The sequence below is a fragment of the Phycobacter sedimenti genome (assembly GCF_038148855.1).
Taxonomy (GTDB): domain Bacteria; phylum Pseudomonadota; class Alphaproteobacteria; order Rhodobacterales; family Rhodobacteraceae; genus Phycobacter; species Phycobacter sedimenti.
The window spans coordinates 166,667-179,733 of record NZ_JBBVGR010000003.1 but is presented as its reverse complement, the minus strand read 5'-3'; the positions used below and the strand labels follow the sequence as shown (position 1 = coordinate 179,733).

The window sequence follows — 13,067 nt, the reverse complement described above, 5'->3', positions numbered from 1 at the left end:
GGGCCGTCGATATGCTGCTTCAGGTGATGGAAACCCGCGCAGCCAAGGTGCAGGCAACGACCTTGCGGCAAGTGTCACTTCGGGCAACGGATCAGTTGGTTGAGGCCGAACTTCTGGTGGCGTCCGGGCATATCCCGGTCGTCACGGCGATGGACAACTTCGAAGATGAGCCCATCCCGGCGGAATGGTGCGCCGAGCGCAGGCAGTACGGCTACACCAACAGCGTGGGCCGGTGGGTCGCGGTCGATGCCGCTGAGATCGCTGCCCTGGCAGTCGATTATCAGAGGGTGTTCGCCAAGATGCTGGTCGGCTTCGAACGCGTTGCCCCTGCGCGCCCTGTGCCTCTGATCGATGGCATTGCATGGGACATCGGCACCATTCGGCTCGCTGGGGCCAAATCGCCGGTGCCTGTCTGGTTTGCCCGACGGCTTTCAGATCCTGTGATCTGGGACAAGTTCTGTGCGCTCGCTGACAATCGATCGCCAGACGCGGTGCGTGTCATCCTGACATCGACGTCTGGAGGGCGCATCCCAAAAATTGCGAACAAACGAAACATCGTCATCAGCGCGACTGATGTCGCAAGTGCTCCAGGCAAATTGGCAATCTCGCCGTCAGCCGTTGCTATGCGGGTGTTCCCTGGACAAGCGCAGCGTCGGTTTCCAATCGACCACTCGGACGATTACGGTGTCGTTTATGTTTATGAACAAGAGATCAAGTTTCGAGGCCTGCTTCATCGTGACTTTCTGGCATTATTGTTCAATGCCTATTGGTCTGGGCGCCCGGTTTGTAGAACCATACCCACGTTGATTGAGGCCGGTTTCTCGGAAAAGACCAACAGCCTTTCAAAGGCGTTTAGCGGTCGAACAGAATGGCAAACCTTCATTAAATATGATGAGGGCAACTGCTGGATCGAAGCGCCGCCCAGATAAGGCATTGAAAAGAATGGGAACGGCCGCTCGATTGAGCGGCCGTTTTGCGTTTCTTCGCCTCCTACCAATTCCCCTACCGTTCCCCTTCCGAAGCCCTACCACGCCCTCCGCCATGGTGATCCCGCAAGTGTTCGCGCAAATCCCAAGGAGGTTCACATGGCGATCAGGCACCTTTCCCAGATCGAGCTGGCGGCTCGCTGGAATATCTCGCACCGCACGCTGGAACGTTGGCGGTGGACGGGCGAAGGCCCGAAATTCATCAAACTCGGCGGCCGGGTGATCTACCGGCTCGAGGATGTCGAGGCCTTCGAGGCCGAACAGATCCGCGGCGCGGATCATGAACCCCATCGCCCGATGTCGGCGTGAGGGGGATGACATGACAATTTCAAACCACATCACCCTAGCCGACATTCCCCACATGCCGGTGGGCCAGATCGCGGCGCTGCCCGCCGATCAGTTGGCGATGCTGAAAGACGCAGCCGATCAGCAACTGGCACAAGCCAAGTCTCTCGCGGACTGGCTCGATGGCGCCATTTCCCTGAAATACGCGGACCGCGCTCAGACAACGCGCCATGGCGCAGGCAAGGACACGGGCACCATCCGGTTCGAGGATGACGGCGTCACCGTGATCGCCGAACTGCCCAAACGTATCGATTGGGATCAGGCCAAACTCGCCCAAATCGCTGAAAACATCGCCTCGGCCGGGGAAGACCCTGCAGAGTTCATCGATACCAAGCTGTCGGTCTCCGAGCGCAAATTCTGCGCTTTGCCCGAAAGCTGGCGCAAGGGTTTTGAACCCGCGCGCACGGTCCGCATCGGCAAGCCGAAGTTCCGTTTCGTTTTGAACGGAGGTGCGTCGTGACGGCACTTCTTCCCATCCCCCAGGGCGATCCGAGCCTTCCCGGCTTGATTGATCGTGCCGCGACCATGCTTTCGAATGCGAAGACCTCGGCGGAAGTTCTCGAAGCCCGTGAGGCCGCAGGGCTTGCCTACGATGTCGCAAAGCGTGCCGCGCGCCTCAGCCGTGCCAAGTCCGCACATGATGATCTGATTGCGGCGGCCCATCGTGCCCAGGCTGATGCTTTGGAAATCGAAGCCGCTGCCAAACGCCGCCTCGCCGATGAATATGACATGGCACAAGCCCAAGGTGAGGTCGGCAAGAGCGGGGTACGGACGGACCTCGTTTCGCAGGGGAACGAGGTTATTCCTTCCGCCGCAGACATCGGTCTTTCACGCAAAGCCATTCACGATGCGCGCCTGATCCGCGACGCGGAAGAGGTTGACCCGGGCATCGTGCGCCGCACCCTCGACGAGAAACTCGAGCGTGGTGAGGAACCGAACCGGGCGGCACTGCGCAAGATGGTGGTCGATGCCGCCATGCGGGGAATGCGCCCTGAGCGCAAACCCAGTCGCCGGAACCCGCTCTATGTCCCGCCGACACCCCAACAGGCCGCCTGGCAGCATGTCACCGGCACGTTCCGCGCCTTCGCCGAATGGGCTTCGGATGACACGCTCGCCTTGGCCCGCGAGGGCATGACCGAGGCTCAGGGCAGCCAGTTTCACCATCTCGACGTCGCCGCCATCGCGGCCGGATCGGAAGCTTTCACCAAAATCAAGGAGTGGTTCGATGCTTGACAGCCAGTCAGCAGCCTTTGCCGAACGCGTCTGGGAGGTGGCCTCCCAGCTTGGCAACAATGCCCCGAAAATAGCCGATGACATCATGGGCGAGGCCTTTCCTTTGACCTGTTCGCAGGCAAGGGCGGAAGGCGCGATGCGCATGCTGCGCATTGGGATCATTTCCGAGGTGAAACGGATCCTGCGCAACCGTCATGACGTGCTGACCCAGACGGATTTCGCCGACCGGTGCGATGCGTTTGCGCCGCTCGTCAGTGATCTGCGCTCGAAGTCCTACTTCGTCGAAAGCGCCGAGGAATACGTCGTGGTCCCGGACCTGATCGCTGAACCTGATCTCCTCGACGATGCGCGGCGTTTCATGCGGCGCAAGGGACTTGAATGCCTCGCGGAAGCCGACCGGCTCGATGCGCTCTACGCGGCTGTCACCGGCGAAGTGGCAACCATCCCGGCGACGATTTCCAACCCCAAACCTGACATGGGAGAGTTCTGATGGCGATTTCCCTCGCATCTCTTCGCACCACATCGGCGCTGACGCCACCGCGCATTCTGATCCATGGCGTGGCTGGGGTCGGCAAATCCACCTTCGCGGCCGCTGCGGATCGGCCAGTGTTCATCATGACCGAGGATGGCCTAGGCAAGCTGCAGGTGCCGCATTTTCCGCTGGCGACGAGCTACGCAGAAGTGGCTGAAGCCCTTGATGCGCTCCTGCACGAGGACCACGATTTTGGCACGGTGGTCATCGACAGCATTGATTGGCTCGAGCCGCTCATTTGGGCCGAGACCTGCAAACGCAATGGCTGGGCGTCCATTGAGGCGCCGGGCTTTGGCAAGGGCTTTGCTGAAGCGTTGAATGTCTGGCGCGAATATCTCGACAAGCTGAACGCGCTTCGGGACCAGAAGGGCATGGTGGTCATCCAGATCGCCCACACCGACATCAAGCGGTTTGATAGCCCCGAGCACGAGCCCTACGACCGCTATGTGATCAAGCTGCAGACCCGCGCCTCGGCGCTGCTGCAGGAGCATTCAGACGTCGTGCTCTTCGCCAACTACCAGATCTCGGTCGCCAAATCCGATGTCGGCTTCAACAAAAAGGTGACCCGGGCGCTCGGGTCCGGTGCGCGCGTCATGCACACCGAAGAGCGCCCCGCTTTCCTCGCCAAGAACCGTTACGGCCTGCCGGACACCCTGCCACTCGAGTGGTCGGAGTTCCTCGCAGCCATGCCTCAACCTGAATGATTGCCTTGAAAGGATAAGACCATGGCACGTTTTGACACCTCCTTTGACGCCACCAGCGTCGAACCCACCACCGCCTATGAGCTGCTGCCCGCAGGCAAATACCGCGCCCAGATCGTCGAGAGCGAGATGCGCGTCACCAAGAACGGCATGGGCCAGTTCCTCTGGCTGATGATCGATATTCTTGAGGGTGAGCAGAAAGGCCGGAAGATCTTCGATCAGCTGAACTTGGTGAACCCAAACCCGACGACGGTGGAAATCGCGCAGCGCACGCTTTCGGCCATCTGCCACGCCACGGGCCGGATGCATGTCAGCGACAGCGAGGAGCTGCACCTGATCCCGATGACGATCCAGGTGAAAATCAAGCCGCCGAAGAACGGTTACGGCGAGAGCAATGCGATTGCCTACCTGCCGCCCGAAAAGGGCGCGGCGGCTGCTGCCAGCCCGACGCGGCCTGCTTCTGACCCCACTGGCTCTTCGGTGCCGCCGAAAATGGCCTCCGCGCCCTGGAACAAGAAGGGCTGAAACAGCGCGCTGCTCCGCACCCTGACTGACGGGGCAGCGCTTTCCAACCCCATCTGAGGACACTTCCATGACTGACATGACCAACGCAGCCCCTGTGGCTGCGACCAGCCCCGGCTTGCCCGATGATCAGCGCCGGTTGATCGAACTCGATGACGCTATTGCCAAGATCCGCACGCAGATCGCGACGGCCGATCTGGCCCGGCAGCGGGGTCATAAGCCTATCGATCCTGACTGGTTTCACCGGGCGCGCACGGCGCTGCGGCATCTGAGCCGTGAACGGGCAGAACTTCTGGCCCAAGGCACTGGCCGTCGCCGCCGCGAGAAGCTCAAGGACGCGCTAATTGGCGTTTTGCGCGAGCGCCATGACCCTGAGGCCTGGGCCGACATTCTGGCTGAGGCACAGGCCCGCAGTGAACGGGAGGGTTTGTGATGGCCGAGCTAACTCAAGCCCCCACGCCGACGCTGACAGCGATTTATGCCGATTATGAGGCTCGCCAGGGTGATGGGTTCCGCGACCACCTCGGCGCCTCGATCATCGGCAAGTCCTGTGCCCGTGCCCTCTGGTACGATTTCCGCTGGGTCACGCCTTCGCGCCATTCCGGCCGCCTGCTGCGCCTCTTCGAGACCGGCCAGCTTGAGGAGGATCGCCTCGTGCGCAACTTGCGCGCCACTGGCGCAACGGTGCTCGAGGTTGATCCGGAAACCGGCCGTCAGTTCCGCGTCGAGGCCCATGGCGGGCATTTTGGCGGGTCGCTTGATGGCGTCGCCATCGGCATCCTCGAGGCTCCGAAAACCTGGCATGTGCTGGAGTTCAAGACCCATGGGGTCAAGAGCTTCACCGAGTTGACCGCCAAAGGCGTCGTGCTGGCCAAGCCCCAGCACGCCGCGCAGATGCAGATCTACATGCATCTGACGGGGATCACGCGTGCCCTGTATATGGCGGTCTGCAAGGACACCGACGCGCTGCATATCGAACGCATCGAGGCGGATCGCGCCATGGCCGAGCGTCTTCTGGACAAAGCCGGGCGCGTCATCTTCGCCCAGCATCCGCCCGCGCGGATCAGCGAGGACCCCGCCTGGTTCGAATGCCGGTTCTGCGATCACCATGCTGCTTGCCACGAAGGCGGCGGTGCTGCCGTGACCTGCCGGTCCTGCCTGCACGCGACGCCGATCGAAGGCGGATGGCACTGCGCCCGACACGACCGGATGCTGACGCCTTCCGAGCAGCGCGCCGCCTGCATCCGCCATCTCTTCATCCCCGATCTCGTTCCGGGCGAGGTCATCGATGCGGGCGACGATGTCGTCACCTACCGCATGGCCGATGGCTCGACCTGGGCAAACGACGCCCGCACAACGGAGGCCGCGCCATGCTGACCCTGCGCCCCTATCAACAGGCCGCGATCGCAGCGATCTACGGCTATTTCCAATCCCACAAGGGCAACCCGCTGGTGGTGATCCCGACCGCCGGAGGCAAGAGCTTGGTAATGGCCGCCTTCATTGAGGGCGTGCTGAAGGCATGGCCCGACCAGCGCATCTTGATCGTGACCCATGTGCGCGAGCTGATCGCCCAGAACCATGCCGAGATGATCGGCCTCTGGCCCGATGCGCCAGCGGGCATTTATTCGGCGGGCCTCGGCAAGCGCGAGGCACGGGCGCAGATCCTCTTTGCAGGCATCCAGTCGATCCACCGCCGCGCGCAAGAAATCGGCCACACGGATCTCGTGCTGATCGACGAGGCCCATCTCATCCCTGGCAATTCGAGCACGATGTATCGGCGTTTCCTTGATGGCCTCACCCGCATCAATCCGGCACTCAAGGTGATTGGGTTAACGGCTACGCCGTTCCGGGTCGACAGCGGCATGTTGCACGAGGGCAAGAACGCGCTCTTCACCGACATCGCCTATGAGGCCCCGGTCCGCGATCTGATCGACGCTGGCTATCTGAGCCCGCTCGTGTCGAAACAGCCTGCCACGCGGCTCGATGTCTCGAAGGTCGGCACCCGCGCGGGCGATTTCATTCAGCGTGATCTGGCGGCTGCGGTAGACAAGGAGGCCATCACGCGGGCCGCAGTCACCGAGATCATCGAACATGGCCGCGACCGCAAGTCCTGGCTGGCCTTCTGTTCGGGCGTCGAACACGCCCGCCATGTCGCCGAAGAGTTCGCCCGCCAGGGCATCACCTGCCGCACGATCTTCGGGGACACGCCAAAGGACGAGCGGGATGCCATCATCGCCGCCTTCAAGCGCGGCGAGATCCGCGCGCTGGCCTCAATGGGCGTTCTGACCACCGGCTTCAATGCGCCGGGCGTCGATCTGATCGCACTCCTGCGCCCCACCAAGTCTGCCGGGCTCTATGTGCAGATGGTGGGCCGTGGGACGCGTCTCGCACCGGACAAAGAAAACTGCCTCGTACTCGATTTTGCCGGCAATGTCCGCCGCCACGGGCCGATCGATCTGGTGCGGCCCCGGCGACCCGGTGAGCCCGGTAGCGGCGAGGCCCCGACCAAGCTCTGCCCGGAATGCGACAGCATCATTGCACTGTCGGCTACGGAATGCCCGGATTGCGGCTACGTATTCCCACCCCGTGAGGTCAAAATCGCCCCCACGGCGGCCACACTTCCCGTCCTGTCGCCGAAGGTCCAATGGCTGCCGGTGCACGGCGTCTCCTACAGCCGCCACGACAAGCTGGGCGGGCTGCCCTCACTGAAGGTGACCTATAGCTGCGGGATCAAATCCTACAGCGAATGGGTCTGTATCGAGCATCAGGGCTATGCACGCCAAAAGGCGTCGGAATGGTGGCGCAAGCGCGCGCCCGGCTGTCCGGTGCCGCTCAGCGTGGATGAAGCCATTTTGCAGGCCCAAGAACTGATGCGCCCCAGTGCGATCTCGGTCCGCCCCGCGGGCCGCTATGTCGAAGTCTCCGGCTACAGGTTTGACCCATGCGCCAAAATCACCCCGGCGTCTGCGCCGTCTGCCACCGGCAACCTCGTGGGTTTGGCTGGTTCGACCGGAATTTCCGGGTTTCGGACCCGCGCCGCGATGCCAGCCGCAAGCACCTCTGCAGCCGGACCTGCCAAGACATCTGCCACAGGAGGAAGGGCATGATCGATCCCACCCCAAATGAGATGCAGGCGATGACGGTCGGCGGCCAGATGGGCGGCGCGTATCTCGAAAGCATCGGCAAATCGGATCTCGCCACTCTGACCGAGACCGAGTGGGACCGCTTCATCGACGCGGTTGTCACCGGATATTGCGACCACTTGCGCGAGCTGGCGGGCCAGGACCGCACGCGTCTCGACGCCATGACCCCTGAGGTGCCTTTCTGATGACCAACACATCCTTCATGGCGCGCTTCGGCGCGCGGCTTGTGACCAATGGCTATGCCATCCTGCCGATCGGCCCGGGCACGAAGAAGCCTGGCCGTTTCCAGCGTGGGGCATGGGCGGATTATCCCGAATGGAACCGCCATGCGGAACGCGGCACCACCGAGGTCGAGGTGGCCACATGGTCGTCCTGGCCGGATTGCGGCATCGGGATTGTCGGCGGCGCTGTCGCTGCGGTCGATATCGACATCAAAGACGACGCAGAGTTGGCGCTGAAAATTGAGCGCTTGGCACGTGAGCGCCTCGGTGACACACCCGCCCTGCGCATTGGCCGGGCGCCGAAGCGGATGCTGGTTTATCGCACCACTGAGCCATTCAGGGGCATCAAGCGCCATCCGCTGGAAGTGCTCTGCCTCGGGCAGCAGTTCGTCGCCTACGCCAATCATCCAGATACCGGTGCGCCCTATGCCTGGCCTGAGGAGGGGTTGGCGGACCTCGACATCACCAACCTTCCGGAAATCTCGGCCGATGTAGCGCTGGCGTTTCTCGACGAGGCCTATGCGTTGCTGCCAGAACACCTGCGGCAGCGCGGGCTGACGACCCAGACGGTCGACGCTGAGCACATGCGCAGCCACAGCCAGATCGGCACATTGCCTGCCATTGAGGCGGCGCTCGCCTGGTTGCCCAATGCCGAGTTGGATTATGACAGCTGGATGCGCGTCGGCATGGCCCTGAAAGGGGCACTCGGCGAGGCCGGGGCCGATCTCTTTGCGGATTGGTCAGCGCAGGCGGCAAAGGATGTGCCGGCCACCACGCTGAAGGCTTGGGCCAGCTTCAAGCCCGACCGGATCGGCGCTGGCACGATCTACCATCTGGCAATGGAACGCGGCTGGCAGCCTGAAGTGGAACTGCGGCTTGATGGAAGCGCGCCCGAGGCTGAGAACCATCCAGCGGCGGGTCTGCTTGCACGGTTGGAGGCGACAACATCCGTGGCATCTCCATCTCCATCTCCATCTCCATCTCCGGCCGCGCCTGCGTATGCGCTTGCCATCCCTGACGGGCTGGTAGGCGATCTGACGGATTACATGCTCACCACTGCCCGGCGCCCGCAGCCGCTGCTGTCATTGGGGGCCAGCCTCTGCGCCATCGGTGCTCTGATGGGTCGGAACTACCGCACCGAAAGCAATCTGCGCTCGAACCTTTACGTCGTGGGCATTGCCGATAGCGGGTCTGGCAAGAACCACGCCCGAGAAATCATCAACGAGACCTTCTTCGAGGCAGGCCTCGCCCATCACCTCGGGGGCAACAAGATCGCCTCCGGCGCGGGGCTATTGACCGCACTGCACCGCCAGCCCGCGATCCTGTTCCAGATTGATGAGTTCGGCATGTTCCTGTCAGCTGCCGCAGACCGCAAGCGCAGCCCGCGCCACATCACCGAAATCCTCGACAACATGACCGAGCTCTACACCTCAGCCGGCGGGATCTTCCTTGGGGCGGAATATGCCAACAGAGACGGTACCAACGAGCGACGCGACATCAACCAGCCCTGCCTATGCGTCTATGGCACGACGACGCCCTTACACTTCTGGGGTGCGCTCCAAGGGGCAAACGTGGTCGATGGCTCACTGGCGCGTTTCCTGATCCTGCCCAGCGACGAGGACTATCCTGACGAGAATATCGCGGTCGGCATCCGGCAATCGCCACCGGCGCTGATCAACGGGCTTCAGCTCATTGCATCGGGTGGGGGCACACAAAAGGGCAATCTTGCTGGCAAGACGGCGGATCAGAATACCGCCGTGAACCCGATGATCGTGCCCATGACCGAGGAGGCGCGCGCCCGGTTTCGCCAACTGAGCATCGAGTTGACGGAGGAATTGCGGGCCGCGGCTGGCACGGCCTTCACGGCCATCCTCGCCCGCATCGGGGAAAACGCCCTGAAGCTTGCGCTCATCGTGGCGGTGGGGCGCGATCCAGTACGCCCCGAGATCGAGATCACGGCGGCGGATTGGGCTATCAGTTTCGTGCGGCACTACGCACAGCGCACGATGGAGGCGGTCGAGCGCCATGTCGCGGATACCGAGACCGAGGCGCACCTGAAGCGGCTGAAGGAGATCATCCGAGGCTCGGGTGCCAAGGGCATCACCAAATCCGAGATCACTCGGGCCTCGCAGTGGCTGAAGTCCCGCGATCGCGATGAAATCCTGCTCACCCTGATCGAAAGCGGGGACATCACCACTGGCATGCGCGGCTCATCGACCAAGCAGGCCATGGTCTACAGGATGGCGAGGTGGGATGGGTGACAGAAGATCCTTCAAACCCGCTGAAGCAGTCCTTGAAGCATTGAAGGGGGTTAAGTCACTGCAATGAATAGGAAAAATAAGATCCTTCAAATCTTTCAATCTTTCAAGAGGACCCCTTATCCCTATACGCGTACGCGCGCGGTTAAATATTAGGAGAGAGGTACCTACTGAAATATTGAATAATTGAAAGATTATATATTATATATACAAGACAACCACTTAGGGGCGGAAATCTTTCAAGAGACCCCTTTGAAGGTTTTGAAGGATCTGCCGGGCGGCCCGCTCGCCCCGCGCCTGACATGACCAGACCACCCTTCGGGGCCTGGCGAGACCGCAGCCTTCACCGGCCAGCCCTCTCGCCACGCTCGCCAAAGCGAAGAGGAGGTCTTGATGACCCAATCCGAAAACACCCCGCGCTGCATTCTAGCGCTTGATCTCGGTACCACCACCGGCTGGGCCATCCGAGGCTATGACGGTTTGATCACGACCGGCACCGCCAGTTTCCGACCCGGACGCTATGACGGCGGCGGTATGCGCTACCTGCGCTTCACCAACTGGCTGACGGAACTCGACCGGTTGTCGGGTCCAATTTCGGCCGTCTGGTTCGAAGAAGTCAGGCGGCACGTGGGCACTGACGCCGCCCACGTTTATGGGGGCCTTATGGCCTCACTGACCTCGTGGGGGGAATTGCGCGGCATTCCATACGAGGGCGTGCCGGTGGGCACCATCAAGCGTCATGCCACGGGCCACGGCAATGCGCCCAAGCAAGCTATGATCGCAGCGGCCAGAGCCCGCGGCTACAGCCCGGCGGACGACAACGAAGCTGATGCCATTGCGATCCTTCACTGGGCTCTCGAGACCCAAGGCGGTGTGGCATGAGGCTCTACCCCAAGGGCTATGGCGGCCAACGCCGCGATCCCGAGCAGGTCAAGCGCGAGGGTTGGCATGAACAGCATGTACTGGCCGTATCGCTCGATGACCCGCGTCTGACTTGGCCAGAACGCGAACTCGTCCGTCAGCTTGGCGAAAAACTCTATGGCAAACATCCGGCCACGAGGGAGGTGCGCCATGGCTGAACATGTCTGGACCGCCGAGGACGTCGCCGATCATTTCGAGGAAGCGTTCCGCACTCTGCGCAAGCTGCCGCCGGTAAAGGTGCAAGGGTATTTCAACGCCTGGCCGCAGATCGTGCGTACCGATCGTGAAATCCTCGCGATGGAGCCCGAGCCGATGCGGGTCTGGCCATCGGCCAGCGCCATCACCCGGTTAGAGCAAACCTTCGATTGGGTGCTATGGCTTGGCGAGAACGAACGTCGCTTGATCTGGTGGCGGGCCGCCCGGCGACCCTGGAAGGAGATCACTTACGAACTGGGTGTCGACCGCAGCACGGCTTGGCGACAGCACAAGCTTGCGCTGACCAAGATCGCGACCCGGCTTAATGCTGCAGTTGCATAAAGTGTTGCAACACTTTTGTTTTCGACAGCTGCAACAAATTCATGCTATGTGAAGCATATGATGGGGAGAGTACGTCGCGGAGACGTCTCTCCCCGTTTTCGTTGGTGGATGCCCCGGTGGCCTCCGGGATCCAGCCAGAATCCAATCGCGTAACCTATTGAAATTGAACGGGTCCCTCCTGTTCGTGACCGTATTCGGGGGGGCGAGGCGCGGCATATCGCTAGCGTCAGGGTCGATTTTTTGGGAAGCCACCTCGGCAGGCATCCACCTGCGGCCCTCTAAAAACCACAAGAAAACAAACCCTTGAAGCCGGATACCCCGGTGGCCTCTGGATCCCTCGCGGAATCCAGGTGGCCGCTGGTGTCCGGTGTCCAGGGTATCCACCCCATGCGAGGCAGCCTGCGCCCATGACGTTGAGCTTTTCACCGGATCGGATCGAAACCTGGCCGATTGCCCGCCTGCAGCCTTACGCGAAGAACGCAAAGGTGCATGGCGCAGACCAGGTCGCAAAGATCGCCGCCAGCATGGCCGAGTTCGGCTGGACCGTGCCCTGCCTTGTCGGCGAGGACGGTGAGTTGATCGCAGGCCACGGCCGCGTTCTGGCTGCCACGCAGATTGGACTGACCGACGCGCCGGTAATCGTGCTCGGTCACCTGACCGAGGCGCAGCGCCGGGCATATCGTTTGGCGGATAACAAACTCACAGAGCTTGGAAGCTGGGATGAGGCGCTGCTCTCGGCCGAATTGCAGGAGTTGTTGGCCGAAGATTACGACGTGTCGCTGATCGGGTTTGACGACAGCGAACTCGATGCCTTGCTTGCGGGCGAAGGCGGGGAGACTGATGACACCCGTGAGGCCGAGGACGTGGTTCCCGAGCCGCAGGAAGAGCCGATCAGCCGTCCCGGCGATCTCTGGCTCCTTGGCAACCACCGCCTTCTGTGCGGCGATGCGACCGTTTCCACCGATGTGGATCGGCTTTTGGACGGGATGCAGGCGGATCTGTGTTTTTGCGATCCGCCCTATAACGTCGATTATGCCGGCGGCGCTGGCGCGGAAAAAGCTGGCAAGGGGCGGCGGATCAAGAACGATGCTCTCGGTGATGCGTTCGGTCAGTTTCTCCAAGACGCCTGTGTGCTGATCAATTTGCACACGCAAGGCGCGGTCTATATCTGCATGTCGTCGAGCGAGTTGCATACCTTGCAGGCGGCGTTCAAGGCGGCGGGCGGGCACTGGTCGACCTTCGTGATCTGGGCCAAGGACCGGTTCACACTCGGGCGGGCTGATTACCAGCGGCAATACGAGCCGATCCTCTATGGCTGGCCAGAGAGCGCGAAGCGCCATTGGTGCGGTGACCGTGATCAAGGCGATGTCTGGCAGATCCCGCGGCCCCATAAGAACGACCTGCACCCGACCATGAAACCCGTGGCGCTGGTGGAGCGGGCCATCCGCAATTCGAGCCGGCGGGGTGATCTGGTGTTTGATCCCTTCGGCGGCAGCGGCACGACCCTGATCGCGGCCGAGACTACAGGGCGTCGGGCGGCGCTCTTGGAACTCGATCCCCGATATGTCGATGTGATTGTCCGGCGCTGGCAGCAGTTCACGGGCAAAGAGGCGGTTCACGCTGACACCCGCAAAACCTTCAACGCGACTCAATCTGAATCCGAGTGAG

Annotated in this window: 16 protein-coding genes; all 16 read left to right on the top strand. The window is 62.0% G+C overall.

Going from position 1 to position 13,067, the window contains the following annotated elements; translation table 11 throughout:
• Positions 1–11 precede the first annotated feature (11 nt).
• The 16 genes from AADA15_RS06535 to AADA15_RS06460 all read left to right on the top strand — a co-directional run bounded on the left by AADA15_RS06535 (position 12) and on the right by AADA15_RS06460 (position 13,066).
• Positions 12–929, top strand: a complete 918-nt coding sequence (locus tag AADA15_RS06535) for a hypothetical protein (RefSeq protein ID WP_341640741.1) — start codon at positions 12–14, stop codon at positions 927–929.
• A gap of 156 nt (positions 930–1,085) precedes the next feature.
• The gene (locus AADA15_RS06530) at positions 1,086–1,295 is read left to right on the top strand and encodes a helix-turn-helix transcriptional regulator (protein WP_173507329.1); all 210 of its coding nucleotides are present in this window, start codon (positions 1,086–1,088) and stop codon (positions 1,293–1,295) included.
• Positions 1,296–1,305: 10 nt separating this feature from the next.
• On the top strand, positions 1,306–1,791 hold the full coding sequence (locus tag AADA15_RS06525; protein ID WP_341640740.1) for a hypothetical protein: 486 nt from the start codon (positions 1,306–1,308) through the stop codon (positions 1,789–1,791).
• Complete coding sequence (locus tag AADA15_RS06520; protein WP_292268932.1) at positions 1,788–2,564, top strand: hypothetical protein; 777 nt, start codon at positions 1,788–1,790, stop codon at positions 2,562–2,564. Before AADA15_RS06525 ends, AADA15_RS06520 begins: the two co-directional genes overlap by 4 nt.
• Positions 2,557–3,054 (top strand): hypothetical protein, encoded by a 498-nt coding sequence (locus tag AADA15_RS06515; RefSeq protein WP_341640739.1) that lies wholly within the window; start codon positions 2,557–2,559, stop codon positions 3,052–3,054. Before AADA15_RS06520 ends, AADA15_RS06515 begins: the two co-directional genes overlap by 8 nt.
• Complete coding sequence (locus tag AADA15_RS06510) at positions 3,054–3,800, top strand: ATP-binding protein (protein WP_292268928.1); 747 nt, start codon at positions 3,054–3,056, stop codon at positions 3,798–3,800. The genes AADA15_RS06515 and AADA15_RS06510 overlap by 1 nt, the downstream gene beginning before the upstream one ends.
• A gap of 21 nt (positions 3,801–3,821) precedes the next feature.
• A complete protein-coding gene (locus AADA15_RS06505) occupies positions 3,822–4,322 on the top strand; it encodes a DUF669 domain-containing protein (protein ID WP_341640738.1) in 501 nt (166 codons plus the stop codon).
• Positions 4,323–4,389: 67 nt separating this feature from the next.
• Complete coding sequence (locus AADA15_RS06500; RefSeq protein ID WP_341640737.1) at positions 4,390–4,752, top strand: hypothetical protein; 363 nt, start codon at positions 4,390–4,392, stop codon at positions 4,750–4,752.
• On the top strand, positions 4,752–5,696 hold the full coding sequence (locus AADA15_RS06495; RefSeq protein WP_341640736.1) for a PDDEXK family nuclease: 945 nt from the start codon (positions 4,752–4,754) through the stop codon (positions 5,694–5,696). The genes AADA15_RS06500 and AADA15_RS06495 overlap by 1 nt, the downstream gene beginning before the upstream one ends.
• Entirely contained in the window at positions 5,690–7,426 is a 1,737-nt protein-coding gene (locus tag AADA15_RS06490; RefSeq protein ID WP_341640735.1) for a DEAD/DEAH box helicase, read from the top strand. Before AADA15_RS06495 ends, AADA15_RS06490 begins: the two co-directional genes overlap by 7 nt.
• On the top strand, positions 7,423–7,647 hold the full coding sequence (locus AADA15_RS06485) for a DUF6511 domain-containing protein (protein WP_341640734.1): 225 nt from the start codon (positions 7,423–7,425) through the stop codon (positions 7,645–7,647). Before AADA15_RS06490 ends, AADA15_RS06485 begins: the two co-directional genes overlap by 4 nt.
• On the top strand, positions 7,647–9,944 hold the full coding sequence (locus tag AADA15_RS06480; RefSeq protein WP_341640733.1) for a PriCT-2 domain-containing protein: 2,298 nt from the start codon (positions 7,647–7,649) through the stop codon (positions 9,942–9,944). The genes AADA15_RS06485 and AADA15_RS06480 overlap by 1 nt, the downstream gene beginning before the upstream one ends.
• 390 nt (positions 9,945–10,334) lie before the next feature.
• Positions 10,335–10,823, top strand: a complete 489-nt coding sequence (locus AADA15_RS06475; RefSeq protein ID WP_341640732.1) for a crossover junction endodeoxyribonuclease RuvC — start codon at positions 10,335–10,337, stop codon at positions 10,821–10,823.
• On the top strand, positions 10,820–11,020 hold the full coding sequence (locus AADA15_RS06470) for a hypothetical protein (protein WP_341640731.1): 201 nt from the start codon (positions 10,820–10,822) through the stop codon (positions 11,018–11,020). Before AADA15_RS06475 ends, AADA15_RS06470 begins: the two co-directional genes overlap by 4 nt.
• Positions 11,013–11,399 carry a DUF6362 family protein gene (locus tag AADA15_RS06465; RefSeq protein ID WP_341640730.1) on the top strand — a complete coding sequence of 129 codons (387 nt, stop codon included), beginning with the start codon at positions 11,013–11,015 and terminating at the stop codon, positions 11,397–11,399. Before AADA15_RS06470 ends, AADA15_RS06465 begins: the two co-directional genes overlap by 8 nt.
• Before the next feature lie 407 nt (positions 11,400–11,806).
• The gene (locus AADA15_RS06460; RefSeq protein ID WP_341640729.1) at positions 11,807–13,066 is read left to right on the top strand and encodes a site-specific DNA-methyltransferase; all 1,260 of its coding nucleotides are present in this window, start codon (positions 11,807–11,809) and stop codon (positions 13,064–13,066) included.
• Position 13,067 lies beyond the last annotated feature (1 nt).

Coding starts and splice junctions, on each gene's coding strand:
- AADA15_RS06510 (WP_292268928.1), top strand. CDS start 3,054: ATGGCGATTTCCCTCGCATCTCTTCGCACCACATCGGCGCTGACGCCA.
- AADA15_RS06460 (WP_341640729.1), top strand. CDS start 11,807: ATGACGTTGAGCTTTTCACCGGATCGGATCGAAACCTGGCCGATTGCC.
- AADA15_RS06505 (WP_341640738.1), top strand. CDS start 3,822: ATGGCACGTTTTGACACCTCCTTTGACGCCACCAGCGTCGAACCCACC.
- AADA15_RS06495 (WP_341640736.1), top strand. CDS start 4,752: ATGGCCGAGCTAACTCAAGCCCCCACGCCGACGCTGACAGCGATTTAT.
- AADA15_RS06475 (WP_341640732.1), top strand. CDS start 10,335: ATGACCCAATCCGAAAACACCCCGCGCTGCATTCTAGCGCTTGATCTC.
- AADA15_RS06480 (WP_341640733.1), top strand. CDS start 7,647: ATGACCAACACATCCTTCATGGCGCGCTTCGGCGCGCGGCTTGTGACC.
- AADA15_RS06485 (WP_341640734.1), top strand. CDS start 7,423: ATGATCGATCCCACCCCAAATGAGATGCAGGCGATGACGGTCGGCGGC.
- AADA15_RS06530 (WP_173507329.1), top strand. CDS start 1,086: ATGGCGATCAGGCACCTTTCCCAGATCGAGCTGGCGGCTCGCTGGAAT.
- AADA15_RS06535 (WP_341640741.1), top strand. CDS start 12: ATGCTGCTTCAGGTGATGGAAACCCGCGCAGCCAAGGTGCAGGCAACG.
- AADA15_RS06515 (WP_341640739.1), top strand. CDS start 2,557: ATGCTTGACAGCCAGTCAGCAGCCTTTGCCGAACGCGTCTGGGAGGTG.
- AADA15_RS06490 (WP_341640735.1), top strand. CDS start 5,690: ATGCTGACCCTGCGCCCCTATCAACAGGCCGCGATCGCAGCGATCTAC.
- AADA15_RS06525 (WP_341640740.1), top strand. CDS start 1,306: ATGACAATTTCAAACCACATCACCCTAGCCGACATTCCCCACATGCCG.
- AADA15_RS06465 (WP_341640730.1), top strand. CDS start 11,013: ATGGCTGAACATGTCTGGACCGCCGAGGACGTCGCCGATCATTTCGAG.
- AADA15_RS06470 (WP_341640731.1), top strand. CDS start 10,820: ATGAGGCTCTACCCCAAGGGCTATGGCGGCCAACGCCGCGATCCCGAG.
- AADA15_RS06500 (WP_341640737.1), top strand. CDS start 4,390: ATGACTGACATGACCAACGCAGCCCCTGTGGCTGCGACCAGCCCCGGC.